The sequence below is a fragment of the Microbulbifer sp. S227A genome, from assembly GCF_049800935.1.
The window spans coordinates 59348-86056 of sequence record NZ_JBNAFZ010000011.1; the positions used below are offsets into that span (position 1 = coordinate 59348).

At 63.5% G+C, this 26709-nt stretch carries 22 protein-coding genes; 12 read left to right on the plus strand and 10 right to left on the minus strand.

The window, feature by feature from the left end; genetic code table 11:
* Positions 1–2 precede the first annotated feature (2 nt).
* From dctP (ACP15R_RS21460) to ACP15R_RS21470, 3 genes are read right to left on the minus strand one after another with little or no spacing between them, the layout of a single operon-like run.
* The gene (dctP, locus tag ACP15R_RS21460) at positions 3–992 is read right to left on the minus strand and encodes a TRAP transporter substrate-binding protein DctP (RefSeq protein WP_424988118.1); all 990 of its coding nucleotides are present in this window, start codon (positions 990–992) and stop codon (positions 3–5) included.
* A gap of 30 nt (positions 993–1022) precedes the next feature.
* On the minus strand, positions 1023–1970 hold the full coding sequence (locus tag ACP15R_RS21465; protein ID WP_424988119.1) for a hydroxymethylglutaryl-CoA lyase: 948 nt from the start codon (positions 1968–1970) through the stop codon (positions 1023–1025).
* The gene (locus tag ACP15R_RS21470) at positions 1967–3157 is read right to left on the minus strand and encodes a CaiB/BaiF CoA transferase family protein (RefSeq protein ID WP_424988120.1); all 1191 of its coding nucleotides are present in this window, start codon (positions 3155–3157) and stop codon (positions 1967–1969) included. The genes ACP15R_RS21465 and ACP15R_RS21470 overlap by 4 nt, the downstream gene beginning before the upstream one ends.
* A gap of 102 nt (positions 3158–3259) precedes the next feature.
* Between ACP15R_RS21470 and ACP15R_RS21475 the strand changes: the two genes are divergently transcribed.
* Positions 3260–4189 carry a LysR family transcriptional regulator gene (locus tag ACP15R_RS21475; RefSeq protein WP_424988121.1) on the plus strand — a complete coding sequence of 310 codons (930 nt, stop codon included), beginning with the start codon at positions 3260–3262 and terminating at the stop codon, positions 4187–4189.
* Between the two features lie 36 nt (positions 4190–4225).
* Here the strand turns inward: ACP15R_RS21475 and ACP15R_RS21480 are convergent, their stop codons facing one another.
* Together ACP15R_RS21480 and ACP15R_RS21485 are read right to left on the minus strand one after the other, a co-directional pair.
* The gene (locus tag ACP15R_RS21480; protein WP_424988122.1) at positions 4226–5890 is read right to left on the minus strand and encodes a sulfatase-like hydrolase/transferase; all 1665 of its coding nucleotides are present in this window, start codon (positions 5888–5890) and stop codon (positions 4226–4228) included.
* Positions 5890–6702, minus strand: coding sequence for a coniferyl-alcohol dehydrogenase (locus ACP15R_RS21485; RefSeq protein WP_424988123.1), 813 nt, complete (start codon positions 6700–6702; stop codon positions 5890–5892). Before ACP15R_RS21485 ends, ACP15R_RS21480 begins: the two co-directional genes overlap by 1 nt.
* Before the next feature lie 90 nt (positions 6703–6792).
* Here ACP15R_RS21485 and ACP15R_RS21490 point away from each other — a divergent pair, with 90 nt between their 5' ends.
* From ACP15R_RS21490 to ACP15R_RS21520, 7 genes are all read left to right on the plus strand, one after another.
* A complete protein-coding gene (locus ACP15R_RS21490) occupies positions 6793–7686 on the plus strand; it encodes a LysR family transcriptional regulator (protein ID WP_424988124.1) in 894 nt (297 codons plus the stop codon).
* Positions 7687–7791: 105 nt separating this feature from the next.
* Complete coding sequence (gene dctP / locus ACP15R_RS21495) at positions 7792–8820, plus strand: TRAP transporter substrate-binding protein DctP (protein ID WP_424988125.1); 1029 nt, start codon at positions 7792–7794, stop codon at positions 8818–8820.
* 55 nt (positions 8821–8875) lie between these two features.
* On the plus strand, positions 8876–9361 hold the full coding sequence (locus tag ACP15R_RS21500) for a TRAP transporter small permease (protein WP_424988126.1): 486 nt from the start codon (positions 8876–8878) through the stop codon (positions 9359–9361).
* A 10-nt stretch (positions 9362–9371) separates the two neighbouring features.
* Positions 9372–10667 carry a TRAP transporter large permease gene (locus ACP15R_RS21505; RefSeq protein ID WP_424988127.1) on the plus strand — a complete coding sequence of 432 codons (1296 nt, stop codon included), beginning with the start codon at positions 9372–9374 and terminating at the stop codon, positions 10665–10667.
* 13 nt (positions 10668–10680) lie between these two features.
* Positions 10681–12162 (plus strand): aldehyde dehydrogenase family protein, encoded by a 1482-nt coding sequence (locus ACP15R_RS21510; RefSeq protein ID WP_424988128.1) that lies wholly within the window; start codon positions 10681–10683, stop codon positions 12160–12162.
* Positions 12163–12442: 280 nt separating this feature from the next.
* A complete protein-coding gene (locus ACP15R_RS21515) occupies positions 12443–14893 on the plus strand; it encodes an N-acetylmuramoyl-L-alanine amidase (protein WP_424988129.1) in 2451 nt (816 codons plus the stop codon).
* A gap of 10 nt (positions 14894–14903) precedes the next feature.
* Positions 14904–17633 carry a trypsin-like peptidase domain-containing protein gene (locus ACP15R_RS21520; protein WP_424988130.1) on the plus strand — a complete coding sequence of 910 codons (2730 nt, stop codon included), beginning with the start codon at positions 14904–14906 and terminating at the stop codon, positions 17631–17633.
* 82 nt (positions 17634–17715) lie between these two features.
* Here ACP15R_RS21520 and ACP15R_RS21525 read toward each other — a convergent pair whose 3' ends face one another.
* The 4 genes from ACP15R_RS21525 to ACP15R_RS21540 are packed head-to-tail and all read right to left on the minus strand — an operon-like array spanning position 17716 to position 21123.
* Positions 17716–18651 carry a 3-keto-5-aminohexanoate cleavage protein gene (locus tag ACP15R_RS21525; RefSeq protein WP_424988131.1) on the minus strand — a complete coding sequence of 312 codons (936 nt, stop codon included), beginning with the start codon at positions 18649–18651 and terminating at the stop codon, positions 17716–17718.
* A 21-nt stretch (positions 18652–18672) separates the two neighbouring features.
* Entirely contained in the window at positions 18673–19629 is a 957-nt protein-coding gene (locus ACP15R_RS21530) for a 3-hydroxyacyl-CoA dehydrogenase (RefSeq protein WP_424988132.1), read from the minus strand.
* Complete coding sequence (locus ACP15R_RS21535) at positions 19629–20408, minus strand: SDR family oxidoreductase (protein WP_424988133.1); 780 nt, start codon at positions 20406–20408, stop codon at positions 19629–19631. The genes ACP15R_RS21530 and ACP15R_RS21535 overlap by 1 nt, the downstream gene beginning before the upstream one ends.
* Position 20409: 1 nt before the next feature.
* On the minus strand, positions 20410–21123 hold the full coding sequence (locus ACP15R_RS21540) for a GntR family transcriptional regulator (RefSeq protein ID WP_424988134.1): 714 nt from the start codon (positions 21121–21123) through the stop codon (positions 20410–20412).
* A 191-nt stretch (positions 21124–21314) separates the two neighbouring features.
* Here ACP15R_RS21540 and ACP15R_RS21545 point away from each other — a divergent pair, with 191 nt between their 5' ends.
* The 3 genes from ACP15R_RS21545 to ACP15R_RS21555 all read left to right on the plus strand — a co-directional run bounded on the left by ACP15R_RS21545 (position 21315) and on the right by ACP15R_RS21555 (position 23859).
* Positions 21315–22304, plus strand: a complete 990-nt coding sequence (locus tag ACP15R_RS21545; RefSeq protein ID WP_424988135.1) for a thiamine pyrophosphate-dependent dehydrogenase E1 component subunit alpha — start codon at positions 21315–21317, stop codon at positions 22302–22304.
* Between the two features lie 17 nt (positions 22305–22321).
* A complete protein-coding gene (locus ACP15R_RS21550; protein ID WP_424988136.1) occupies positions 22322–23341 on the plus strand; it encodes an alpha-ketoacid dehydrogenase subunit beta in 1020 nt (339 codons plus the stop codon).
* A 131-nt stretch (positions 23342–23472) separates the two neighbouring features.
* A complete protein-coding gene (locus tag ACP15R_RS21555) occupies positions 23473–23859 on the plus strand; it encodes a DUF1330 domain-containing protein (RefSeq protein ID WP_424988137.1) in 387 nt (128 codons plus the stop codon).
* A gap of 71 nt (positions 23860–23930) precedes the next feature.
* On the opposite strand, the gene ACP15R_RS21560 is transcribed toward ACP15R_RS21555, so the two are convergent.
* On the minus strand, positions 23931–24713 hold the full coding sequence (locus ACP15R_RS21560) for an IclR family transcriptional regulator (protein ID WP_424988138.1): 783 nt from the start codon (positions 24711–24713) through the stop codon (positions 23931–23933).
* 131 nt (positions 24714–24844) lie between these two features.
* Between ACP15R_RS21560 and ACP15R_RS21565 the strand changes: the two genes are divergently transcribed.
* Complete coding sequence (locus ACP15R_RS21565; RefSeq protein ID WP_424988139.1) at positions 24845–26707, plus strand: TRAP transporter permease; 1863 nt, start codon at positions 24845–24847, stop codon at positions 26705–26707.
* Positions 26708–26709: the final 2 nt, after the last annotated feature.

Below are 26709 nucleotides of genomic sequence, written 5' to 3' on the forward strand. Positions count from 1 at the left end.
GGTTACTGCCCAAGGTCTTTGACAAGGTCCACCATGGTCTGGCTGACCGGATCGCCGCCACCAAAGGCGCGATCAAAGGCCGGGCGCATGATCGCCTCCAGCGCCTTGATTTCCTCCTCGGTCGCGATATGAACCGCCGCACCTTTTTCGCGCAATTGTTCGGGCGCCGCCTCGGCGGCGGCCTGGGACGCTTCGATGGCCCATGTGGCGGCCTTGGCCCCGGCCTCGCTCAGGGCGGCTTTCTGATCGTCGCTCAGGCCATCGTAGAAACGCGGGTTCATATAGCCATGGAAATAGACCGAGATCGCCGGGAGCACGGTGAAATGGTCCTGAACCTCGTAATATTTGCGGCTGACCGCGGCGGCGATATCGGTGAAGCCGGCGTCGATCACCCCGGTTGAGAGGGCCTCGTACACCTTGCTGCCCGACATCGAAACCGGGGCCGCTCCAAGCGCTTCAAGCGACGCATTGAACGCGGGGATCAGGCCTCGAACCTTAACGCCGTCGAAATCCTCGGGCCGCAACAGAAAGCCGTCATTCGAGGAAAACACCGAAGTGTTGGTGGTAAACAGCCAGACGACATTCTGAACCCCCTTGTTTCGCAGTTGTTCTCCCAGGAAGGCCGCCGCCTTGGACTCGGGCCAGTCTTTCCACATCTCGATATCGCCAAAGGCAAACGGCGTCAGCGTGACGTTCATCACAGGCAGGGTCTTGCCCCATTGCGGGCCGATGGAAAACGCGCATTCAATGTCGCCCTTTGCGGTGGCGATGATGTTTTCCTTGGCCCCGACCAGGCTGTTGGCGCCGAAAATCTGCATATCGATCGAGCCACCCGACAGGGTTTCCACCTCGTCGGCCCAGCGGTCGATCACCTGTGCGATGTGATGCTTGGGCGGCATCTGGTGGCTGCACCGGATCTCGGTTGCCTCTGCATGTGCGGCACCGGCAAGGGTTGTTGCGACCAGTGATGTCGCCGTTATCGTCTTGAACATGTCCATTCTCTCCTCCGTTTGTCATTCAGGTCAATGTTGCGCGCGCCAGCCGATCTGGCGTGGCGTGCCGGCACGTGGCAGCGCGCCATATAGGTTTTCCGACGGCATTTCGGCTTCGGCGATCTCACGGACCGCGATCAGCATTTCCAGGTCGATCCCGGTGGCAAATCCCTTGCGTTCACAAAGATAGACCAGGTCTTCGAACACGACATTGCCGGTGGCACCGGGGGCAAATGGACAGCCGCCCAGCCCCGCCAGTGACCCGTCGATGACCCGCACCCCGGCGTCCAGCGCGGCGGATGCATTGGCGATCCCCATGCCGCGCGTGTCGTGCAGGTGAATGCTGATGACGGTGTCGCCAAGGGCCCGGCGCACCCGCCCGAGCAGGTCGCTGACCTGGTCCGGTCCGGCAAAGCCCACCGTGTCGGCCAGCCCGATGATATCCGCGCCCGCCTCGACACAGGCGGCGGCAAGGCGGACCACCTCGTCGGGATCGACCTCGCCCGCGATGGAACAGCCAAACGCCATGGATATCCCCGCCTGCACCAGCGGCCTGGTCTCGCGCGCCGCTGCCAGTTCGACCGTGTGCCCGACCAGCGCGATCGCCTCGGCGCGCGAGCGGCGGGTGTTGGCCCGGCTGTGCTCTTCGGTTGCGGACACGACCGTCACGATTTCATCCACCGCCGTGCAAACCGCGTCAGCCGCCCCCCGGTCATTCAGCGCCAGCGCCGCCGAATGAATGCCGAGCGCCGTGCAAACCTCGATGATCTCGCGCAGATCGGCAAATTGCGGCATGGTCTTGACCGGCAGGAACGAACCGATTTCGTAATGCCCCACCCCGGCCGCACTTTCGCGCCGCAGCCAATCGGTTTTGGCGGCTGTCGAGGGGAAGCGCTCTACCATTTGCAAGCCGTCGCGCAGTCCGACCTCGCGCAGGGTGACCTTGTCCGCGGGATAGATTTCGGCAAGGCGGTTCATGCGCTTGTCCTCTTGGCCATGCCGCTTGCCGCCAGCGCATCGGATTCGGACAGCCCAAGTTCCGCCAGAACCGCATCCGTATCATCCCCCACATCCGCCACATCCAGCGAGGAAGGGCTGGGCAGTTCGCCATCCACCTCGATGGGCAGGCCCGGCGCGCGAAAGGTTTGCCCGCCCGGAAGGCGCGATTCATGCAACCCGCCGGGCCGCATGACATGCGGGTCGCGATACATGTCCGCCGGGCGGTTGATCGGCGAAAACGGAATGCCCGAAGTTTCGAAAATCTCGATCAATTCGGCAAAATCACGCGCGGCAATGGCCTGCGCGAAAATCGGGATGGTCCGCGACCTTGCCTCGATCTGCTCCATCTTGGTCCGCAATCCCGGATCTTCCAGCAGGTGCTGCAACCCCACCGCCTTGCACAAGATGCCCCAATGGCCTTCGGTAACCGCGCCGACGAAAATCTGGCGCCGATCGCGCGTGTCAAAGATGTCATAGACCGGCCAGGAAAACTCCCGTTCGGGCATGGGCGATGGTTCGCGCCCGTCCAGATCGAACTGCACCATATGTTGCATCACCAGCATCAGGCAGTTTTCAAACAGACCAATCCGCACCGCGCGCCCTTCGCCGGTGGTCTGGCGCTCCATCAGGGCACCAAGAACCGCCAAGGCCCCGAACAGCCCGCCCATGATGTCATTCGCGGATGACCCGATGCGCAGCGGCCGCCCCGTCGGACCGGTCATATAGGCAATGCCGGTCATCATCTGGACAACCTCGTCCATCGCGGTCCGGTCCTGGTAGGGACCGTGCAAGAAGCCCTTGCAGGACGCAACGATCAGGCGCGGGTGCTTTTCGCGCAGAACCACGGGCGCAAAACCCATCCCGGCGAGAGATTGATCGCGAAAGTTCTCGATGAACACATCCGCAGTTTCCAGGAGCCGGTCGAGCGCGGAAACCCCCGCATCGGATTTCAGGTCCAACGTGATCGACCGCTTGCCGCGATTGAAACTGGGGAAAAAGCCGCGCCCCATGCCGGTCAGATGCCGCGTCTTGTCGCCGGCGGGGGGTTCGACCTTGATCACCTCGGCCCCCAGATAAGCGAGGATCTGCCCGCAGCTTGGACCCATGATCATGTGGGTCATCTCGACGACCCGAATGCCCGTCAGCGGTTTGAACTCGTTTGTCACGATGGGTTCTCCAGATGGGTTGGCGTTGGCGGCAGGGTATCGGATGGTGATGCGTTGCAAAATTATAATGTTAATAAGGCTGCCTTCTGATATTGCGAACGCATGGACAGTCGACAACTCCGGTATTTCGCCGCAATCCACGAGGAAGGCTCGCTGGCCCGCGCCGCCGACCGCGAGCGGGTTGCGGTCTCGGCCCTGAGCCGGCATCTGGCCAATCTCGAAGCCGAACTTGGCGTGCCCCTTTTCGAGCGGTTACCGCGTGGCGTGCGACCGACCGCGTCCGGCGCACGGCTGTACGAACACGCGCGCGCGATCCTGAAATCGATGCAGGCGGCCAGTGCCGACATCCGGGACACGGAAACCGAAATCGCGGGTGAAATCTCGGTTGGCTTTGCCCATTCCGTCGTCAAGGCGATCGGCGTGCAGTTGATGCAACGCGTGTCACGGGACTATCCGAACCTGCGGCTGCATCTGTCGGAAATCTTCTCGGGTGCGACCGCACGACAACTGGCCTCGGCAGAGGTCGATCTGACAATCACCTACAATCAGCCGCCGGATTCGAGGTTCCGGTTCCAGCCGATTCTGGAGGAAGAGGTGGTCCTGCTGGGGCACCCGGACCGTGTCGGCGGCACCGGTCCGATCCCTTTTGACGCTGTGCTCGAAATGCCGTTGATCATCCTGCGCCAGGGGCTGAATGCCCGGGCCGTGATGGATGACCCCTCGCTGTTGCGCCGCATCGAAGAACGCGCGCAATTCCAGATGAATTCAATCACCGCGATTGACGGCTCGCTCTTGTCGGGAATTGGTTGTCTGATCGGCACCGAGTTCATCCTGAGCGACCATCTGACAGCCGGTCGCCTGATCTCGCGCCCGATCATCAAACCGGCGCTGAGCCGCATTCTCTATGTCGGCGAACTGAACGACCGCCCCCCGACATTCGCCTTTGAAACCATCCGCCAACTGTGCATCGACCTGACCGTCGAAGCCGTCGCCAACAAGCGCTGGAAAGCCGAATTGCTGACCGGGCGGTGATGGTCTCTGGCGCGTGACCTCGCGCCGGGCGTATGATCAGCTGGCGGGATCGGGCCTTGGCTTGCCCCGGTAATACTGCGTCAGCCGCGCGGGGATCTCGTCTTCGTCATAGACCCCAAGCGTGATGCCGCGGGTGGGCGAGCGGCCGCGCTCCGCGACGATCTGGGCGTCCGAACGCGTGGTCCGCTGTGACAGGCGGCGGGCCCATTGCGCCAGCCGGTCATACATCATCGCGACGATATCCGCATGTGCCGGGCTCTCGGCAAGGTCGACATATTCGAACGGGTCCTCGTGCATGTCGAAAAGCTGCGATCGCAGACCCTCGGCATGCATGAATTTCCAACGCTTGTCCGCAACCATGAAGAGACGGGCCGATGACGGGTCCCTGGCGAGTTTCGAGGCACCGGGATTCATCGAATAGTCGTATTCGCTGACGACAAAGTCGCGCCACTCGGGGGTTTCGGCATGCAGCCACGGCAACAGCGACCGCCCTTCGAGAACATGCGGCCGGGCCTCGCCCCCCGCGACCTCAAGAAAGGTCGGTGCCAGGTCGATCGCCTCGACCAGCGCATCGCAGGTCGTGCCGCGCGTGGCGTCAGCCTCGGAACCGGGGTCGCGGATGATCAGCGGCACCTTTACCGACGGCTCGTGAAACAGGTCCTTTTCGCCCATCCAGTGATCGCCAAGGTAATCCCCGTGATCCGAGGTCAGCACGATCAGCGTGTCGTCCCAGCGGCCGGTTTCCCGCAGCCAGGCAAACAGGCGGCCCATCTGGTCGTCGCATTGCTTGATCAGCCCCATATAGGCCGGGATCACCGCGTCGCGCACCTCGTCGCGGCTAAAGGCCTGGCCGATCCGGCCCTGCATGAACGCCCTGAACACCGGGTGAGCCTCGGTCTGTTCGCGCGGGTGACGGGCGGCGGGCAGGACATGCTCGGGGCCGTACATGTCATGATAGGGCGCTGGTGCGATATAGGGCCAGTGCGGCTTGATATAGCTCAGGTGCAGGCACCAGGGGGTGTCGCCGGCCTGTTCCATGAACTCGATGGCGCGCGAGGTCATGTAGGGCGTTTCGCTGTCATCTTCGCGGATCGCGGCGGCCTTGCGGGCGTTCTTGAGAAACCAGCCCGATGCCATCTGGCCGGGATCGTCCTCGTGGCGGCCCGCATTGGCAAAATCGTGCCAGGGATTGGCGCTGTCATAGCCCTTGCCACGCAGCCATTCATTATAGGTGGCCGCGCCATATGTCGCGTCATAGAGCCCGTCCGGACCCTCGGGGCGCATGCCGTCGTCGCGTTCCCAGATGTCGAACCCGCATTGCTCGACCCGCGCGCCGATGACGCTGTCACGGTCGATGCCCAGCCAGGCCATGCCCTCGTCATCGGCCTTCATGTGGGTTTTGCCAACCAGCCAGCACGCCATGCCCGCGTCGCGCAGGTGATCGCCCATGGTGCGTTCGCCCACCTTGAGCGGCACCCGGTTCCAGGTCGCCCCGTGCGAATGTACATAGCGCCCGGTATAGAAACTCATCCGCGAAGCACCGCAGACCGGCGATTGCACATAGGCGCGCGTAAAGCGTACCCCCTCGGCGGCCAGCGCATCGATATGCGGCGTGTGCAGATGCGGATGCCCGGCACAGCTCAGGTAATCCCACCGCAGCTGGTCGAACATAATGAACAGAATGTTGCGGGGTCTGGCCATCACGGATCGCCCGCCTGCTGTGGCAGGCGCAGACCGTGCAGGTCCATCGCGTCGGTCTGGTTGAACGCGCCCATCCCGCCATCGATCGCGATGTCGGTGCCCTTGATCCAATGCGAGGCGGGCGACAGCAGAAAGGCGGCGATCTCGGCGATTTCTTCCGGCTTGCCGGGGCGGCCGGCCCGTTTGACATTGCGCGCCATCCTGTCGCCAAAGGCCTTCTGGAAATCGCCCAGGATCCCGGTAGCGATACCGCCGGGGCTGAGTGAATTGATCCGGATGCCGCGCTCAACCATCGTTTCGGCCTCGGCGATGGTCCAGAGAATGACCGCCTCCTTGGTGAGGTTATAGCACCGTGTCGCGTCAAGCCGTTCGGCCTCGATGAACCGGGCCAGCTGGTCGCGGCGGGTCAGCCGGCCCAGCCGCTTGACCTGTTCCACCGCCTCGGGCCAGCCATGCCCGGCGCGGCTGGCCATGTTGACGATCGAGGCATCGCGGCGCAGATGGGGCAGCATGGCCCGGGTAAAGGCCCGGGTGCCGATGAAATTGACCTGAAGGATCGTTTCCTCAAGCCCCGTGCGCGGGGGCAGGCCGGCATTGTTGCACAGCCCGTCAAGCGGTTCGTCAACCTGTGTCGCTGCCTGCGCGATGCTTGCCGCGTCGCTCAGATCGAGCGGAATGAACCGGGCCAGCGGCCCCTCCGGTTCACGAATGTCAAAACCGATCACCCGGTCCCCGCGCCGCGTCAGGATCCGGGCAAGCTCGGCCCCGATACCGCTGGCGACGCCGGTCACTGCGTAGGTCAGTTGCACCATCTCATCCTCCTGGTTTGCGGTCAGGTTAGGTCGGGGCCATCGATCAACAAAAGACTTGAAATTGCGTGATGTATAATTCCTACTTATCGCATGAAAGCACAATATATCCAGATTCTGGTGGCCATCGCGGATCATGGCAGCCTGCGGGCGGCGGCGGCGGCGTTGGGAAAATCGCAACCGGCCCTGACCCAGGCCCTGCGCCAGGCCGAGGACGAGGTCGGGGTTGCGATTTTCGCCCGCACCTCGCGGGGGGTCGAGCTGACCGAGATCGGCGAGCGCATCCTGACCCGCGCCCGCACCATCACCTCGGAAATCAACCGGCTGGACGAAGAAGTGGCGCAGCTGCGCGGCGAACAGGTGGGGGCGGTGCATGTCTGCGTATCGCCGCTCGCGGCGACGCGGATCATGCCACGGGCGCTCACGTTGTTTCGCAGAACCCATCCCAATATCGACGTGCGCCTGTCCAGCGGTCTGTTCCCCGGCGCGCTCAGACCCCTGCGCGAGGGGCGCACCGACATCCTGATCGGCCCGACGCCGCCTGCCGGAATGGCCCGCGAGATCACCATCGAGCACCTGATCGAAACACCGATCCAGGTGGTCACATCCGCGGAGTCGCCGCTCTTGAAGGCGCGCTCGCTTGGCGAGCTGACCCATGCCCAGTGGATCATGATCGGCGCGCCCGGCGGGCCGGGCGACATTTTTCGCCAGCCCTTTATCGATCACGGCCTGGCGCCGCCGCATGCAACCACGACATCCGAGTCCTATTTCGGGGCCCTGGCGATGGTCGAGCATCTCGGGGCGATCTGCACCTTTCCGGCGTTGCTGCTCGAAGAAATGCAGAAAACCTCGCGCATCGCGCCGATCCCGATCCGGGAACGCATTGATCCGCTGACGATCTCGCTGATGACGCGGGCGGGGCATCCGCTGACCCCGGCGGCGGACGCGCTGGCCATGTGCATCCGGCGGCGGGTGTCGTCGCTCTAGGCAATAAGCCATACCTATCGCGATTTGAGAATCTGCGTTGATTGTTATCACTCTTAGCCGCTAGGAAGGGTGAAAGCCGCTTGTCGTTTCAAGGGAGGAACCAGAATGACGCGCAAGACCATGGCCGCCGCGCTTGTCGCCGCCGGTATCGTCGCGGGCCCGGCCGCCGCGAAGACCGAACTTACCTTCAACATCTTCGTTCCGCCGACCCATTTCGTCTGGCCGGTTTTCGAGGCCTGGGCCGATGATGTGAGCGCCGCAACCGACGGTGAGGTCACCATCTCCTTTCCGCCGCAATCGGTCGCCCCGCCGCCGGGCGTCGTCGATGCGGTGCGCAATGGCGTGGCCGATGGCGGCTTTATCTTCAACGGGTTTCTCGCCCAGAGCGCGCCGGGCACCATGGTGACCCAGATGCCCTTTATCGACCGTGGCGACAGCCGGGCGATGTCGGTTGCGTTCTGGGAAACCTACCAGGACAATTTCGCCGATGTAGAAGACATTCGCGGGGTCGAACTGGTCTCGGGCTTCCATCTGGGTCCGACATTTCTTTGCTCGACAACCGACAATCCGATCACCACGCTGGACGACCTGCAAAGCCGCCGTGTCTGGGCGCTTCCGGGCACCATTGCGGACACGTTCGTGGGGATGGACCTGGCGATCACCGCATCGCCCGCGGTGCAGCTTCAGGAATTGACCTCGCGCAACACGGTTGATGCCCATCATGGCGTTACCATGGAAACCATCGTCGCATTCGGTGTCGCCCCCTATACCAAATCCTGCGTCGAGATGGACAGCTCGCTGCTGTCGGCCAGCTTCTCGGTGTTTTTCAACCAGCGGGCCTGGGATCGTCTCTCCGACGCGCACCGGGCGGCGATTACCGACCTGTCCGGTTCGGCGCTCGCCGCGCGCATCGGTGCGGCCACCGATGCTGCCGACGATGCCGCGCGGGCCCAGCTGGAAGAGATGGGCGTGACATTCTCGCCGGTTGATGACGGGCTGTTGACGGCGATGCAGGCGGCGGCCGGCGATGTGACCCAGGCCTGGTCCGACACGGTGCAGGCCGCCTATGGCGTCGATGGCCTGGCGATCATCGAGGCGACCCGCGCGCGCGTCGCCGCCGATTCCGCGAACTGAGAAACCCCAAGCGCGGCTCCGCCAGGCGTCGCGCATCAGATCAAGGGAGGCCGCGTTGACCTATATCCGGAAAATCACCATCGTTCTTGGCGCGCTGTGCCTGGTCGCGATGGCCTGTGTCACCTGCGCCGAAGTGTTCATGCGGTATTTCATGCGCAGTCCGATATTCGGGGCGGCCGAGCTGACCCAGCTGCTGCTCGGTATCCTGGTCTTCTCCGGCATGTTCGCCGTCACCCGGGATCGGGGGCATGTGAATGTCTCGCTGTTCGAACCCTTTCTGCTGCGGCATGTGCGCCGCGCCTATCGCAGGCTCTTTGACATCTGCACCCTTGTCGGGGTGCTCGCCATTGCGGTCATTCTCGGGTGGCGGGTCTGGGACCTGACGCATTACCCCGAAAGCACGGTGGTCCTCAGGTTCCCGATGATCTGGATCGTCGGCGTGATGACGCTGCTGGCGGGTCTGGCGGTCGTGGCGGCAATTGCCGCGATGCGGGACACCTCGCGCGAGACCCCGCCGCATTCCCCGCAGAATTTCGAGTGAGGACAGGGACATGGAACTTGCATTGACCGGATTTGCGATCATCCTGGTACTGGCGCTGATCGGCGTGCCGCTGGCCTTTGCGACGCTCGGCGTCGGGTTCTTTGGCCTGATGTACCTGCGCGGTCTCGATGCCGCCCTCGCGGTTTCGTCGCAATGGATCATCGACACGTCGATCCACTACAACCTGTCGATCATCCCGCTCTTCGTGCTGATGGGGGCTTTTATCCACCGCTCGGGCATCAGCCGCGACCTGTTTGCCGCCTCCTACGCCTGGCTCGGACGGTTTCGCGGCGGTCTTGCCCTGTCGGGGATCCTGTCATGCGCAGGGTTCGCGGCGGTCTGCGGATCATCGCTGGCCACGGCCGCCACCATGACCCGCGTCGCGGTGCCGCCGATGCGCGAGTTCAGGTATAATGACGGGTTTTCCGCCGGAACCATCGCGGCGGGTGGCACGCTTGGCATCATGATCCCGCCCTCGGTGCCGCTGGCGATCTATGGGATCGTTGCCGGTCAGGACATTGGCCTGTTGTTCATGGCGGGGGTTCTTCCGGGGATCCTTCTGGTGTGCCTGTTCATGCTGTCCGCCTCGGCGGTCACCATGGTGAAACCGGATTTTGGCCCCGCCGGCAAGGCCATGACCCTGCGCGATACCCTGCGTGCCTCTTATTCGACCTGGCCCGTCATCATCCTGTTCGGCATCGTGCTTGGCGGCATATATTCGGGCATCTTCACCCCGACCGAGGCCGCCGGTGTCGGCTGTGCCGGGGCGTTTCTCTTTGGCGTGTTCCGGGGTCATTTCCTCGACCGGCAAAGCCTCTGGGGGGTTTTCGAGGAAACCGTGACGACCACCGCGATGATCTTTGCCATCGTGTTCTCGGCGCTGGTCCTGGCCCAGTTCGTCAACCTCACCGGGATGCCCTATGACTTGCAGACGCTGGTCCTGGGCTGGCAACTCGGGCCGGTCGGGCTGGTGCTGATGATCTGTGCCATCTGTGTCCTGCTCGGGATGGTGTTTGAATCGATCGGCATCCTGTTGCTGATCATCCCGGTATTCCTGCCCTCGCTCAGCTCGCTCGGGGTCGACCTGATCTGGTTCGGCATTCTCGTCATCATCGTGATCGAGCTTGGCCTCATCTCGCCGCCGATCGGCATGAATGTCTTCACGGTGAAATCCGTGGCGCCGGAAATCCCGCTCGCTTCGATCTTCCTTGGCGTGCTGCCCTATATCGCCGCGATGGTGCTGGGCGGTGTGCTGATCCTGTTCTTCCCCCAGATCGCCACCCTGCTGCCGCAGGCGATGCGCTGAGAAAGGCCCTGCCATGACCGAGACCGTCGAAACCAAGCTGTTCATCGATGGGGCCGCCTGCGGGACATCCGATGGCGGCACCTACGAGATTTTCAACCCGGCCCGACCGGCCGAATTGGTAGGCCGCGCCGCCGCAGGCACGCCGGACGATGTGGAGCGCGCCGTCAAGGCCGCGCATGCGGCCTTCCCGGCCTGGGCAGCGCTCAGCTATGGCGAGCGCGGGGCGCTGCTGCGCAAGGTGGCCGCCGCAATCACCGAGGACATGCAAGAGGTCGAAACCCGCGCCCGCCTGTTCACCCGTGAGCATGGCAAGGTCCTGCGCGAAACCCGTCTCGAGATCAGCCGCCTGGGCGAACGGTTCGTGCAATCCGCCGATTACGGCGAGCGGCTCGAGCGCGACGACCTCATCCGCGCCGCGCCCAATGACACGATCATCACCCGCCAGCCGCGCGGGGTCGCGGCGCTGGTGGTGCCGTGGAACTGGCCGCTGGCGATCCTGGGCGCGAAACTGCCACAGGCGCTGATGGCGGGGAACACGGTTGTGGTGAAACCCTCGGCCAATTCGGCATTGGCACCCACGATGACATTGCACAAGATCGCCGCGCTGCTGCCGCCCGGCGTGGTCAACATCCTGACCGGATCGGCCAGCCGGATCGGCGATGCGATCATCGGTCATCCCTTGGTGCGCTATGTCAATTTCACCGGCTCGGTGGATGTCGGGCGTCATGTCATGAAGGTCGCCGCCGAGAACATCACCCCGGTGACGCTGGAGCTGGGCGGCAATGACGCGGGGCTGGTGCTGCATGACGCGGACCTGACGGGGGATGCGTTTCAACGGCTCTATCGCGGGGCCTTCATGTCCACCGGGCAGATTTGCTTTGCCCTCAAGCGCCTCTACGTGCACCGTTCGCGGTTTGACGAGATTGCCGAAGGGCTTGGCGCGGCCATCGACGCCCAGGTGGTCGGGGACGGGCTGTTGCCCGAAACCACCATGGGGCCGATGAACAACGCCAAGCAGCTGAAGGTAGTGACCGACATGATCGCCCAAGCCCGCGCCAGGGGGCAAAAGGTGCTCGAACTTGGCCAGGTTCCCGATCCCGCGCTCTATGCCGGGGGGTATTTCCAGCGACCGACCCTTGTGCTCGATGCCGATCCCGGCCTGTCGGTCGTGCGCGAAGAGCAATTCGGCCCGGTGCTTCCGATCGTTCCTTTCGATGACGAGGAAACCGCTCTGGCAATGGCCAATGACGACCCGTTCGGGCTGGCTTCGTCGGTGTGGTCAGAGGACATCGACCGCGCGGTGGCACTGGCCCGGCGGATCGAGGCCGGCTATTCCTTTATCAACGCGCACGGCCCCTCGGCGCAGGATGGCAACGGCCCCTTTGGCGGCTTCAAGAAATCCGGCATCGGCCGCAATTTCGGATATGAAGGGGTGATCCAGTTCCAGGGGCATCATTCAATCTCCGGCGCGGCGGGCGTTCTGCTGACCGATTGATCCGGCGGCACTGGCGGGGTTTCACGTCAGGCTTTGAAACCCCGCGATCACCGCACTCGCCGAATTTCCCCATTCCGGGCGAAGGCGGGCAGATGGTGGTTTTCCGCTTTTACATTTGACGCAGGACAACCCCAGGCTGTTTAATAGAAAGACTTCTACGAGAAATACCCACACCGAAATACCCGCACCGATTGATAGTTCTGGTGGCCGTTTCGTATTTTAGTGTCTCGTTTCAATAAGCTTTTTCTATTTTGACATCGCCATTCGGGGAGTAGACCTGATGACAAATGAATTTGAACTGACCGAATCCCGGTACAAACAACTCATTGCAGAAGCTGATGCCGCCCGGACCAGGGAAGAACTGGAACGGGCCCAGCAGGAGCTGAAATGGTTCCTGCACGAAGGGTTCACCCAGACGGAAAGCGCGTCAAAACCCTATGCGGCCGCGCTGGAGATGACCGGGCCGCTGAAGAATTCCTTTGGCCCGCAGCTGGAAGGCGGGGCCGAGGCCGGGTTTGGCGATTTTGTTGGCGGCGTCGCGGTTGACGTGGCGAACGCGCTGGCACGGGCAGAGCGGCGTGTCAGCTTTCGGTTGAAGACCCTGTTCGGTTTCAAGGGGATCAGGCTGGCCGAGGAGGGCGACAGCTGGACCCAATACCCGCTCTTGCTCGAAGACATTGTCGACCAGCTTGACCGCAACGGCGATATCGCCGTTTTCTCGGTTGGCGCCGCTGGCGATCTTGTTGCCAACATGGCGCAGAAAAAGGAATATCTCCCGGCGCTGAGAACCAGCCGGGCGGACGGGCTGTTGCTGTCTGGCGGGGGCAATGACCTGTTCGGGGATCTGGGCGGTGTTCTGCGCCGCTTTTTCGCGGGCGCAACGCCGGAAGAGCTGATCGATGGCGCGGCCTTTGATGCGCTCCTGAACGAGGTGATCGCGGGCTACAATACCATCCTGACCGACGTTGCCGCCGGATTTCCCGGCCTTCCGGTTTTTGGCCACGGGTATGATTTGCCGTTTCCGCAGGATGACGGGAAATGGATCGGTCCGGTTCTTCAGGACAAGGGCATTCCCTTTGACATCGGCAGGAATGTCCTGGGCGTCATGATGAACCGCTTCAACGAGGCGTTGCTTGTCTTGCAGGATCAGCACGCGAATTTCGTGTTCTCGGATCTGCGCGAAAAGGTCGATCGTGGACCCAACAGCTGGTTTGACGAGCTGCACCCCAAGAATGCCGGCTATGCGCGGGCGGCTTTGGAACTGGAAGCCACCATCCGGCACCGGCTGGCTGGGGGGGCGGAACTGGCGACCGGCGGGCCGGCTGCGGAAAGCCTGACGGGGCAAACCGGGCTTATCGTTCTGGACCCGGGCCACGGGGGCATGACCGCCGTCGGCGGTTCGTCGGCGAACAACGCGGTTGGTCCGGCGGGCACCCTCGAGAAGGCGCTGACGCTGGATGTCGCGAAGCGCGCACGCGACATTCTGGTAGGGCGCGGGCATTCCGTCATGCTGACGCGTGAGAGCGACAGCAATCTTGGGCTGGCGGACCGGGCGGCCATCGCCAGGGTGAACAAGGCCGCGGTCTTTGTTTCGGTCCATTTCAACGCATCGTCCGGGCATACGGCGCAGGGCACCGAAACATTCGTGCATTCCGCGCTCCGGTCGGCGGGCGGGTCGGCGGCCAAGGCGCTGTGCCGGGCGGTGCAGGCGGAAATGGTCGCGGCGCTTGGCCACAGGGACCGCAACGCCCTGCATCCCGGTGGGCTGAAATTTGCCAATTTCGGTGTGCTCAAGCCGGCGCATCATGACCCCGCGACCGCCGCGACCCTGCACGAGGTGAGTTTTCTCGACCGTGCGGACGAAGAAAGCAGGCTCTTGACGGTGTCTTACCGGCGACGGGTCGCGACCGCGCTTGCCGATGGGATTGAGACCTATCTGCAGGGCCTTGCCGGGGCAGAGAGCCTGGGCATGACCGAAGCGGAGATCGAGGATGCCACGCAATTGTCCGACGACACGCCAGAGGTGGTCGCGCCGCCCATGTTGCCGCAAGCGGATATCTCCAACGGTCACATGATCGCTGGGGCCGAAAGTGTCGGCGGTTCGTTCCTGCGATCCCTCGCAGAGATCGAGGCGCGGTTCATGCGGCGGCGACAGGCCGGCGGCGGCGGCGACGAGGGGAACGAGACAGCGGATCTCGATCCGGCGGTTGCCGACGCGTTCCAACGGATGGGAGCCGATCCCGATGCCAACATGGCACCGCTTGGCCGGATATTCGGTGCCGCGGAAACCGGCACGGGCTTTGACCTCGCGGCATTTGCGGCCTTCATCGAGAGCCTGAACCTGAGCCATTTCAGCGCCGGCGAATTCCTGGTGCTGGGCGGTCAGAACAACGCCGGCCCCTGCGCCGGAAAGAACCATTTCCCGGACCGCTCGCTTTGGCAAAACATCGCGAACACGGCGATCATGATCGACAGGATCCGCGACCGGCTGGGCGCGGCTGTCACGATCAGCTCGGCCTATCGCTCGCCGGCGTATAACACCTGCATCGGCGGAGCTGCGGCCTCGCTGCACATGCGCTTCAACGCGCTGGACTGGAGCTGTGCAACGGGGTCTCCGTCACAATGGGCGTCGGTCGCGCGACAGGTCAGCGACAGCGATCCGGCCCGCTTCCGTGGTTTCATCAAACCATACGCCACCTTCGTACATATCGATACGCGCGACACACTCTGAGAGGCCCGCCATGAGCATGTCAGACACCAGTTTTGGCCGCCAGATCGATTTCGTCACCGATTGGAGCGACACGAGTGTTTTCAGCGATCTTCGCAGCGTTGCCAAGGTCGACAGCCCGGAACGGATGCTCGAACAGTGGCGGGAACCTCCCGCCGCCCCGGCGGAAGGCGGGGCAGAGGCGACCGTCGGGCGGTTCGAAACCGTGGACGCGTCGCTGCTGGCGATACTTGCGCGCCACAGCAGGGCGGTTTGCCGAATTGTCGTTCCCCCCGGCAACTATACGGATTACCGCGACCGGGGGGCGAATTCCACCTGGTTCGGAACCGGATTTCTCGTCTCGCCCAACATCCTGCTGACCAACCACCATGTTCTGAACTCGACGGCCGTGGCCGAAGCGGCGACGGCAGAGTTCGAATACCAGATCACCCAGGCGGAATTGCAGGACGGGCCGCCCGACACCATACCCTCTGCCACGCGGTTCCGGCTGAACCCTGCGCGGTTGTTCATCACCAGCAGCATGAAGGATTTCGATTACACCTTTGTCTGGATCGATCCCGGCGCGGCGACGCAATTCGGCCATGTCACCATGACCCGCGGATCGTTCACCGTGCGCAAGACGGAACCGACCTATATCATCCATCATCCCGGCGGCGATCCCAAGCAGGTGTCGCTTGACGATACCGAGGTCCTGTCGATCAATTCCAGCGCCGTGCTCTATGCGGCGGATACCGCCGGCGGGTCGTCGGGGGCGCCGGTGTTTTGCCGGCGGGGCCGATTGGTGGCGTTGCACCATGCCTGGTGGTCGATCTCGTCCGCCAAGGCGAGATACGCCACGCTGGACGGCAGGCTGAATGACGGCGGGTCCACCAACGTGGTGAACGAGGGGATCAAGCTCTCGGCGATTGCCATCGACCTGGAGCGCCGGGTTGCCGGCGGGGGCAGCGAAGGCAGCGCCGCCGCAACCGTGCTGCAGGCCTTTACCGGGTCGGACACGATGACCGGGCTGTTCGGGAGCCTTGGCCGGCATCGCGCCACCGCGACCCCGAAACCCGTTCACGAAAGCACCGCGGGGGCAAGCGCCTATGAACATGTTGTCCAGGTCTATCAGGGCAACGAGATGGATATCGACATCGGGTCGTGGAACATCGAATGGCTCAATCGCGATTACCGAAAGCCCGGCAGGCTTGACCGGGTGGCCACGGTCATCACCGATCTCAACCTCGACATCTGGGCGCTGGTCGAAGTTTCACCCGACGCTGTTGCCGCCCTGCTCGATGTTCTGGCGACCAAGTTCAAGCAGACCTACCACGTCGCCTATTCGGAACCGGATGCCTCAAGTGGCAAACAGACCACGGCGGTGATCTGGCGGCCCACCATAGTCGAAGGCGAGCGTGCCGACTGGCCCGACCGGATCGACGAATTGTTCGGCCTCGACAGCCGCGATGACCTGCCTTTCGAGGCGGTGCATGGCAAGATCTTCAACCGCTATCCCGGCCTGTTCCGGTTCAAGATCAAGAGCGAGACCAAGGCCTTTGATTTCTACCTCGTACCGCTGCACCTGAAGGCGCGCGGTGAAGGCAGCCTGCGGCGACAGCTGGCCTCAAAGGCGCTGTCCTACGCGGTCGACCAGATGATCGAGAACCATGGTGCGGACAAGGATTGGGTGTTGCTGGGCGATGTCAATGCCACGCTTGCCAGCGAGGATTTCGATCCGCTGACCGCCAAGGGGTTTACCCCGCTTTCCGCCAGCGATGAAGCCTCTGGTGCCTTTACCTATCTCAAGGCGCCGTACAAGAGCCTGATCGACACGATCTTTGTCTCGCAAAACCTCAGGCGGCTGGTGGACGAGGATGATTTCTATATCGTCGAAACCGACAAATCCGTCAGCCGGTTCATCGATGAAACCTCGGATCATCGTCCGATCGCGATGCGGCTTTCGCTTGCGGATCTACCCGACATCGAAACGGCCCAAGAGACGGCGACACCGAACAGCCGCTCGGCGGACGCGATTTTCCGGCAAAAGCTCGTGGATCTCGGGCTGGCCGTGGCGGCCGGGCCATCAACGCCGCCTGTCGCCGCGGACGCGCCCGCAGCCATGGCGGGCTGGCTCACCGACGGGCGGACCAAGCCCGAGTTCTTCCGCGACAACCGCGCGTCGCTTGAACGCGTGACCGCGACGGTGAATGCCGACCTGCAAAGCCGCTATGGGCCGGGCGCGATGCCTCTCAGCCTGCAGGATGTCGCGGTCATTGTCATGGCCGAGGCCGGGATCACCCCGTCCGGACAGGTTGATCCGGGCTTTGTCCATTCCAACGGCGAGTTCGGCCTGCTGCCGCTGCCGCGCAATATCGACTTCTGGCTGGTCCACGATGCCCCGGCCTTTGACGACCGGATTGGCCTGGACGAGAATATCCGCCTGTACCTGGCCTATCTGGGCGCATTGAAAAACAAGCTCGCCCGCAATGTGGACGGCCTCGGCCTGTATCCGGACCTTTTCACCGCCGCCGGGATCGACGGCAACATCCCGCGTCAGGCCAGGCTCTTGGCGGGGGTTGTTCACGGCTATTTCTGGAGCGGGAATTACAGCGATCGGCAGGTGCCGATTCAGGCGCTGCTCGGGGGGTTTGCCAGCGACCTGCCGGTTGCGGACATGCTGCGGCACACAACCTATGTCCATGCCGGCAAGCCGTTCCTCGACGGGCGGCAACGCAATATCGACCTGGGGCTGGCGCTGGTCTGAACGGGTGCCATGGCCCGCTTCCGGCTGGCCATGGCGTTGCGTGTTTTCCCCGAGCCTTCGGGCATTCGGCTGTCGTACCGCGTCAGAAGGCGACGTCGGCACCACCTTTCAGTTGCAGCATCTCGCGGGCCTCGTCCGGGGTCGCGACCTGCAGGCTCAACCCTTCGAGAATCCCGCGCACTTTGGTGACTTGATCGGCGTTGGATTTCGCCAGCTTGCCGGGTGAGATCCACAGCGAATCCTCGAGACCGACCCGGACATTCCCGCCCTGCGCGGCGGCCTGAGCGGCGATGTTCATCTGGTTGCGACCCGCGCCCAGCACGGACCAGACATAGGCATCGCCGAACAGGCGGTCGGCCGTACGCTTCATGTGCATCACGTCTTCGGGATGAACGCCAATGCCCCCCAGCAGGCCGAACACGGTCTGCACGAGGAACGGTGCCTTGACCAACCCCCGGTCGACGAAATGCGCAAGGTTGTAGAGGTGGCTGGTGTCATAGCATTCGAATTCGAACCGCGTCCCGTTGCCATTGCCGGTGCGCAGGATATGCTCGATATCGCTGAATGTGTTCTTGAACACCAGGTCGCGACTGTTTTCCAGATGGGTGCGTTCCCAGTCATGTTCAAATTCGCTGAACCGGTCGAGCATCGGGTAGAGACCGAAATTCATCGACCCCATGTTGAGCGACGCCACCTCGGGCTTCAGCTCTGCCGCGGGGCGCATCCGCTCGGCGACCTCCATATGCGGGCTGCCGCCGGTGGTCAGGTTGAGCACCGCGCCGGTGGCCTGTTTGATCTGGGGCAGAAAGGCCCGAAACGCATCCGGATCCTGTGTCGGGCGCCCATTCTGCGGGTCGCGGGCGTGCAGGTGCAGGATGGTCGCCCCGGCCTCGGCGGCGGCAAGCGAGTGATCGATGATCTGCTCGGGTGTGACCGGCAGGTGCGGCGACATCGAGGGGGTGTGGATCGCACCGGTGACGGCGCAGCTGATGATGACTTTGCGATTGGGCTTGCCCATGTTCTGGATTCCTTTTTTGGTTCAGCTCGTCTGGCGTTGCGCATCGTCGCGCAGATGTTTCATCAGGGCGATCAGCCGACTGTCGCGCCGGGCCTGGGCCTGGTTGATCCGCGTGACCGGCAGTTCCGCGCGGCGGGCGGTGTCGATCCGGTCGAGCGTATCGCCCTCCCAATCCACCAGCCGTTTCTGCTCTGCGCCGATCCGGCGATACATGTCGCCATAACGCTCCACATAGTCGCGCACCCCGCCGGGCGCATTCAGATCGATGGTCTCGAACGGACCCATCAGAGCCCAACGCGGGGCCAACCCGTGGGCGATGCCGATATCGACGTCCTCGGGCTCAACCACGCCGTCGGCCACCAGGCGAAACGCCTCGTGCAACAGCGCCGATTGCAGGCGGTTCATGATGAACCCGTCGATTTCGCGCTTCATCCGGATGGGCATCTGGCCGATGCGGCGCATCAGGGCCATGCAATCGGACATCGTGCCGGGGGCCGTCCAGGGGGCGGGCACAACCTCGACCGCCGGGATCAGGCTGGGCGGATTGATCGGATGTGCCACCAGACACCGCGCCCGGCCGGGCAAATCCTCGGTAAAGGCCGATGGCAGCAGCGCCGAGGTCGAACTGGCCAAGGTCGCGGCAGGGTCGGCGATGGCATCTAGCTCGGCAAATACCGCCTTTTTGACATCAAGACGCTCAGGCGTGTTCTCCTGTACGTGGATCGCGCCGTCGAGCGCCTCGGGCAGGGTGGCGGCGATGTCGATGTTGCGCATCATCGACGCGGCATCGGTCTCGCCAAGCAGGTCGGCGGCTTCGAGTTCGCCGGCAATGGCGGCAATCGACGCAGGCGCAGCCCCGGCCACATCGGCGGACCGGTCAAAAAGCCTGACCGAACAGCCGCCACGCGCAAAGGACACCGCCCAGGCACAGCCGATCAGGCCCGCGCCGACAATCGCGATACGAGGGTGCTCTGACATCACAACGCCTCGACATTGCCGCAGACGCTCAGCGCCTGGCCAGAGATGCTGCCACCGCCCGGGGCGCAGAGGAACAGGCAGGTCGCGGCGATGTCCTCGGCGGTCACCATCCGGCGCAACGAGACCTTGGCGAGGTTCCTTTCGCGCATCTCTTCGAAGGAAATTCCAAGCTCGTCGGCGCGGGCCGAGATGACCCGGTCGATACGCGGCCCCTCGACGATTCCGGGCATGATGGCATTGGCCCGCACACCTTGCGGACCCAGTTCGGCGGCGAGGCTCTTGACCAGCCCCACGATCCCCCATTTCGCCGCCGAATACGGGGTGCGATAGGCAAAGCCAAGCCGCCCGGCCACCGATGACATGGCGATGAAAGACCCCTTGGCGGCGATCAGGTCGGGCGCACCGAAACGGGCCGCCAGATAAGCACCGCGCAGGTTCACATCGAGCGTCTGGTCCCAGTTGTCGGCGGATATGTCGCCGATCGTGGCCGTCGGTCCGGCAATGCCGGCATTTGCCACCACCACGTCGATCCCGCCCATTGCCTCGCGCGCCTCGTCAAAGAGCCGGCGGGTATCGGCCTCGTCCGCCGCATTCGCCACCGACCCCGTTACGGACTCCGCGGTTGCCGCGGCAACGGCATCGGCATCGACGTCGGAAAAATGCACCTTTGCACCAGTTTCGACAAAGCCGGCCACGATCTTGGCCCCGATGCCCCCAGCCCCGGCTGTCACCAGCACCCGCAGCCCCGGTGGCGGCGTCAATGAACTCAGGATCGACATGTTACTTGCTCCTCGTTAGCGATTTGCCGCCTTCCGCGCCAAGAAAGGCACGGATGTCCGTGGCGGCGGTCTGAATGTCATCGGTGATGGCCTGCCGCAGGGCGGTCTGGTCATGTGCCGAGATCGCGATCAGCGCGGCGTCGTGAAACTGCATCGAGTTTGCCACATGCGTCTGGTCCGGAAGGCTGGCGCGGATCGACGGGCCGACAATCATCCACAGGCGCTGGATCATCTCCAGCAGACGCGGCCAGCCCGCCGTCGCATAGATGCGGCTGTGGAACGCGGCATTGGCGACAAGATAGGCATCGACATCCCCGGCCTCGGCGGCATCCCGCAGCACCTCATGGGCGCGGCGTATGTCATCGACACCTGCGGGCGTCGCCTCGGTTGCAGCACGGGAGGCGGCGCGCCCCTCCAGGTCAATCCGGATGGCGGTGATCTCGTCAAAATCTCCGGTGCTCAGCAATGGCAGCCGCAACGTCCGGCTGCTGGTCAGTTCCAGGGCCCCCTCGGCGGTGAGACGGGTCAGAGCCTCGCGTACGGGCATCGCGCTGACCCCCAGTTCGGCCGCCAGCCCACGGCTCGAGATCGTGTCCGCCGGTTGATAGGCGCCGGTGATCAGGCGCAGCCGCAACTTGTCATAGATCTGCTGTTGCAGGCTGTCCCGCCGCAGCGGCCGGTCCCCGGCCGCTTGTGTTTCACTGAACAGGTCCATGGATTTTTCATCGCCTAACTTGTGATCTGAGATCGCAGATAGCGGAAATACAGAATTTGTCAACCATTAGCGACCCTCCGTCACATCATTATATAGAAAATCGTGAAACTAAAATCAAAATTATGCCAATTATATTCCTTATGGGGTTCTGTAAGTGTCAGGGCGACGACAACCTCAAAAGGATCAAACCGATGAATCCCACCCGTGAAGAGCAAATCTGGATGTATCGAACGATGGTCACCAGCCGCCGCTTTGATGAAGCGATCGGAGAAATCTATATGGAAGGCAAGCAGCCGAAATTCGATTTCGCCAAGGGTCCGCTTCCCGGAGAGATGCACCGCAGCGACGGGCAGGAGCCGGTCGCCGTGGGGGTCTGTGCGCACCTGACTGCCCAAGACGTTGTGACCGGGTCGCATCGCCCGCACCACGAAGCCATCGCCAAGGGCGTCGACCTGAACAAGATGGCGGCCGAGATCTTTGGCAAGAAGACGGGGCTTTCAAGCGGCATGGGCGGTCACATGCACCTGATCGACGCCGAAGTGAATTTCAGCTGTTCGGGCATCATCGGGCAGGGGCTTGGTCCGGCGGTGGGGGCGGCCCTGAGCCGTTCGATCCAGGGCAAACCCGGTGTCGCGGTGAATTTCATCGGTGATGGCGGCGCCAATGAAGGGGCATGGCACGAGGCGATGAACCTTGCCGCCGTTTGGAAGCTGCCGTTCATCTCCGTGATCGAAGACAATGGCTGGGGCATCTCGACCCCCAAGAGCGCCGCGACCTCGGTCGAAAACCACAGCGTGCGCGCGGCGTCCTACGGTGTGCCCGGCTATCACGTCAAAGGGAATGATCCCTACGAAATCTACCGCGTTGCCGGAGAGGCCATTGCGCGGGCCCGCGCCGGTGAGGGGCCGTCGCTGATCGTTGTCGAAACCTATCGCCTTCAGGGCCACTTTGTCGGTGACGATTTCAGCTACATGCCCGAAGGCGAACTCGACTCGCAACGCGCCAAGGACCCGATCCCGGCGATGCGCCGCAAGCTGATCGCGGATGGGGTCGCCACCACGGATGAGCTTGACCGGATCGAGGCCGACTGCGCGGCCAAGGCGGAACAGGCCATCACCTTCGCGGTCGAGAGCGAATACCCGACATCGCAATTTGCCCGCGACATTGTTTTCGCGGCCTGAGCCACAGGAGATTGAAAATGGACAAGACAAACGAACGCGTGCTGACCAGCGCGCAGGCTATCAACGAAACCCTGGCACAAGAGATGCGCAGCGATCCAAGCGTCTTCGTCATGGGCGAGGATATCGGCAAATTCGGCAGCCTGTATGGCAATACCCGTGGCCTGCTCGAGGAATTCGGCGACAAACGCGTGCGCGACACGCCGATCTCGGAGACCGCCATCATCGGTGCGGCGGTCGGGGCTGCCGCGGACGGAATGCGCCCGGTGATCGAGCTGATGTTCGCGGATTTTTTCGGGGTCTGTTACGATGCGATCTATAACCTGATGGCCAAGCATCATTTCCTGTCGGGCGGCAAGATCAAGGTGCCGATGGTGCTGATGACGGGGACCGGTGGCGGCTATGCCGATGGCGCGACCCAATCGCAGAGCCCCTATGCGGCATTTGCACATTTTCCGGGCCTCAAGGTGGTATCGCCCTCCAATTCCCGCGATGCAAAGGGGTTGCTGGCGGCGGCCATTCGCGACGACAGCCCGGTTGTCTACATGTTCGACAAGCGGCTGCACGGGCTGGCCTGGCTGGGCGCCGAGGAATCGGCGGCGGTCCATGTTCCCGAGGAAAGCTATTCGGTCGAGATCGGCAAGGCGCGGATCGCCCGCGAGGGCAGCGATGTCACCATCGTCGGGTTTGGCATGGGTGCGCATAACGCGCTCAAGGCTGCCGGTGAGCTGGAAAAACAGGGTGTCAGCGCCGAGGTGGTCGACCTGATGAGCCTGGTGCCGCTGGACCGCGAGACGATCCGCGCCAGCGTGGCCAAGACCGGCCGGCTGATCGTGGTTGATGACGACTATCTCAGCTATGGCGTGACGGGTGAAATCATCGCGACCGTCACCGAGCATGACGTTTCGGTCCTCAAGGCCTCGCCCAAGCGCGTGGCGCATCCGGATGTGCCGATCCCCTGTGCGCGGGACGTGGAGCAGGACTTCATGCCCGATGCCGGAAAAATTCTGGCGGCATGGGACCAGATGAAAGCCGCCTGACCGACCTTGCAGACGCTGACAGGAAACCAACACCGGGCGCGTCAACGGACAGCAATGACCGGCGCGCCCGGCCCCATTGGGCCGCCATCGACACGAGGCCGGCCCCGATACTCACCAGAAAGGAAAATCCAATGAAAAAGACACTTGTACTTGCCGCACTCCTGACCATCGCGGCCGTTCAGGCGATTGCGCAGGACAAGGGGACCTATTACTCGGTTCTCGAAGTCACCCCCACGGATGATGCCTGGGTTGCGGCCTATCTGCCGGTGGCCGACCGTCTGGTTGCCGCGCATGGCGGGACATATCTCGCCCGCACGCCGACCCACGAAAGGCTTGAGGGCAAGGGCGAAGACGCCGCGCTGCGGATCATCATCGAATGGCCCTCCAAAGACGCGGCCCTGGCCTTTGCCAACGATCCCGAATACGCGCCCCACCTGAAGGCCCGCACCGAGGGCTCGACCAGCCATCATTACCTCATCGAAGGCAAGGACGCGCTCGCGCAGCCGTCTGGGCAGTGACAAGACCGGCATGGCCCGCGCGGGATCAAAGCGCGGGCCATGCCCGGAACGACGCCGAACGGGACCACCCGTCAGCCAAGGTCGACATACCCCTCTCCGATCAACCGGGCGGTGGCCTGAAGCCTGCTGAGGTGGTGCCTGACGACATCCGCGACCGCGTGGTCGCTGGCCTTCCAGATCAGGTTGATGGCACCGATCGGGTCCGGGCCGGCCATGATCGGCACCGCGATTGCCGATGGCAGGGCACCATAATCCACCGCTCGCCCCCAATGGCCCTCTTCCCGTATCGCATAGCCGTTTTCCTGAACCGACCTCAGAATCTGCGGCAGCCTCGGAATGGCGGCGGCATCCTCGCGTGGCAGCCGCGCCACCAATGCGCGCAGCGCCTCGGCGAAGGCCGGTTTTGACAGGCCCGACAGATAGGCCGCCCCAAGCGCCGACAGGATCGGAGAGGGGCGGAACCCGACCGTATCGGGATAAACGCCATGTTTGCGAAAGGCACGGGTGGTATCCATGATCTCGGTCCGCCCCTCGCCAATTGCCGCCGCCAGATCGACCGCCAGCCCGGTCTGTTCGGACAGGCGCAGGATTTCCCCCTTGGCGACAGACACCAGCCGATCGCCGAGATCCGGCATCCCGCCAACCGAGGGGAAACCAGAGCCCAGTTGATACCAGCCATCGCTGTTGCGGCGCGACAGCCAGCGGCGGGTTTCCAGCGTTGCACAGATGCGCAGCAGCGTCGGCTTGGATAGCCCGGTCCGCGTCGCAAGCATGGCCAGCGAACAGGCCCCTGACATATGCACGGCTTCGAGCACCGCCAGCCCGCGTTCGATGGATCGGTTCAGTTTCGTCATGGGCCGCGTTTCACCTGGTGTAACGCAGCGTCGACAAAATCGCGGCATCCGTCAAGTATCGAGCCTGCGCATTTCGCATGGGCCAGGGCCTGCCCGTCCTGCCGGTGCAAGATGCGAAAGGGAGGGAAATCGTGTCTGAACACAACAGGTCCGCATTGCTGGAGGCCGCAATACTCGGGCTTTCGAGCGTCATCATCGGTGTCGTCTTTTACGTCTCGCTGTTTGGGGTTTTCTCTGACTCCTACCTGCGCGTGGGCATGTTGCTTGCCGCCGGGGTGCTGATCGTGCTGACCGGTCTCGGGGCCGGCGGCAGGTTGCCGGATCGCGCGCTTCTCGTTGCGGCGGCATTGGCCTTGTCACTTTCGGTGTTCCAGTATTTCCGCGCCGCGGAAGAGATCGAGACCGGGCTGTATTTCCTGACATCCACCGATATCTGGATGGGGTTTCTCGGTTTGATTGCGGTTCTTGAACTGACCCGGCGTTCGGTCGGGCTGGTGATGGCGCTGGTGGCCGGGGTCCTGCTCGCCTATGGGGCCCTGGGGCATCTGGCGCCGGGGTTTCTCAGACATGCGGGTATCTCTACCGAAGAGTTGATGACCGTGCTGTGGTATTCCTTCGACGGTGTGTTCGGCCGCCCGATGGCGACGGTCGTTTCGACCATCCTGATCTTTATCGTCTTTGGCGCGCTGCTCGAGCTGTTGGCCATCGATCAGGTTCTGGTGCGGCTGGCCCTGGCGGCGACCGGGCGGATGCGCTCGGGGCCCGCCGCGGCGGCGACGGTGGCCAGCGGGCTGTTCGGCACCATCTCGGGCAGCGCGGTTGCCAATGTGGTCGGCACCGGCGTCATCACCATTCCGCTGATCAAAAAGCGCGGTTTCTCGGCCCGCTTTGCCGGCGCCGTGGAATCCGCGGCCTCCAGCGGCGGACAGATCACGCCGCCGATCATGGGGGCGGTGGCCTTCATCATGGCGGATGTCACGGGACAGCCCTATCTGACCATTTGCGCCGCCGCCGCGGTGCCGGCGCTGCTCTATTACGGGGGGCTGTTCGTCGCGATTTCCAGCGCCGCGCGAAACATGGACCTGGTCGAAGAGCCGCGCCCCGACATCACGTTCAACTGGCGTGAACTGACCCAGATGGCGGTTTTCGTGCTCGCCCTTGCCGGGATCGTGGTGACGATGGTTGGCGGCTCCTCGCCCGCCTATGCCGGCTTTGTCGGCGTCGCCCTGGCCGCGATACCGGGCTTTGCCCTCCGTCCCGACCTGCTGACCAATGGCGGGGCCTGGCTGAAATTCCTGCGCTCTGCCGGTTTGATCTCGGCTCAGCTGGTGGTGATCGTCGGAGCGGTGGGCATCGTCATCGGCGTGTTGAACCTGACCGGGGTCGGATTGCGTTTTGCCGCGTTGCTTTCAAGCCTGGCGGACGATCAGCTGATCCTGTCGTTGATCCTGATGGCGGTGGCTTGCCTGCTGCTGGGAATGGGGATGCCGACGGTTCCGGCCTATCTGATCATCGTGCTGGTGATGGGTTCGTCGCTTCAGAAACTGGGTGTGCCGATCATCCATACCCACATGTTCGTGCTCTATTTCGGCGTCCTGTCCGCGATCACCCCGCCCGTGGCCCTTGCGGCCTTTGCGGCGGCACCGATCGCCGGGGCCGGCCCGATGGCCACGGCGCTGGAGGCATCAAGGCTCGCCCTGCCGGGGTTCGTGATCCCGTTTGCATTCATCTATCAACCGGCGCTGTTGCTGGGGACAGGCTATCCGCCGGGCGAGTCAGCGCAGTCGATCCTGTTCGTGCTGCTGGCCACGATCCTGATCTCGCGGGCCTGCTATCCGCGGCGTGGCCGTGCCTACATGGTGCCGCTCGGGCTTGGGCTGGCGGCGGCGCTCATCTTTTTCGGACCGATCCTGTCCTGGATCGCCACGGTGGCGACCCTGGGCCTGATGGTTCTTGACCGGTTGGACATCTCCAACACGAACCAACCCACATGACA

Bases quoted from the DNA above. Each gene is read 5' to 3' on its own strand.
- dctP (WP_424988118.1), bottom strand. From the start codon at position 992: ATGTTCAAGACGATAACGGCGACATCACTGGTCGCAACAACCCTTGCC.
- ACP15R_RS21465 (WP_424988119.1), bottom strand. From the start codon at position 1,970: ATGAACCGCCTTGCCGAAATCTATCCCGCGGACAAGGTCACCCTGCGC.
- ACP15R_RS21475 (WP_424988121.1), top strand. From the start codon at position 3,260: ATGGACAGTCGACAACTCCGGTATTTCGCCGCAATCCACGAGGAAGGC.
- ACP15R_RS21480 (WP_424988122.1), bottom strand. From the start codon at position 5,890: ATGGCCAGACCCCGCAACATTCTGTTCATTATGTTCGACCAGCTGCGG.
- ACP15R_RS21485 (WP_424988123.1), bottom strand. From the start codon at position 6,702: ATGGTGCAACTGACCTACGCAGTGACCGGCGTCGCCAGCGGTATCGGG.
- ACP15R_RS21490 (WP_424988124.1), top strand. From the start codon at position 6,793: ATGAAAGCACAATATATCCAGATTCTGGTGGCCATCGCGGATCATGGC.
- dctP (WP_424988125.1), top strand. From the start codon at position 7,792: ATGACGCGCAAGACCATGGCCGCCGCGCTTGTCGCCGCCGGTATCGTC.
- ACP15R_RS21505 (WP_424988127.1), top strand. From the start codon at position 9,372: ATGGAACTTGCATTGACCGGATTTGCGATCATCCTGGTACTGGCGCTG.
- ACP15R_RS21510 (WP_424988128.1), top strand. From the start codon at position 10,681: ATGACCGAGACCGTCGAAACCAAGCTGTTCATCGATGGGGCCGCCTGC.
- ACP15R_RS21515 (WP_424988129.1), top strand. From the start codon at position 12,443: ATGACAAATGAATTTGAACTGACCGAATCCCGGTACAAACAACTCATT.
- ACP15R_RS21520 (WP_424988130.1), top strand. From the start codon at position 14,904: ATGAGCATGTCAGACACCAGTTTTGGCCGCCAGATCGATTTCGTCACC.
- ACP15R_RS21525 (WP_424988131.1), bottom strand. From the start codon at position 18,651: ATGGGCAAGCCCAATCGCAAAGTCATCATCAGCTGCGCCGTCACCGGT.
- ACP15R_RS21530 (WP_424988132.1), bottom strand. From the start codon at position 19,629: ATGTCAGAGCACCCTCGTATCGCGATTGTCGGCGCGGGCCTGATCGGC.
- ACP15R_RS21535 (WP_424988133.1), bottom strand. From the start codon at position 20,408: ATGTCGATCCTGAGTTCATTGACGCCGCCACCGGGGCTGCGGGTGCTG.
- ACP15R_RS21540 (WP_424988134.1), bottom strand. From the start codon at position 21,123: ATGGACCTGTTCAGTGAAACACAAGCGGCCGGGGACCGGCCGCTGCGG.
- ACP15R_RS21545 (WP_424988135.1), top strand. From the start codon at position 21,315: ATGAATCCCACCCGTGAAGAGCAAATCTGGATGTATCGAACGATGGTC.
- ACP15R_RS21550 (WP_424988136.1), top strand. From the start codon at position 22,322: ATGGACAAGACAAACGAACGCGTGCTGACCAGCGCGCAGGCTATCAAC.
- ACP15R_RS21555 (WP_424988137.1), top strand. From the start codon at position 23,473: ATGAAAAAGACACTTGTACTTGCCGCACTCCTGACCATCGCGGCCGTT.
- ACP15R_RS21560 (WP_424988138.1), bottom strand. From the start codon at position 24,713: ATGACGAAACTGAACCGATCCATCGAACGCGGGCTGGCGGTGCTCGAA.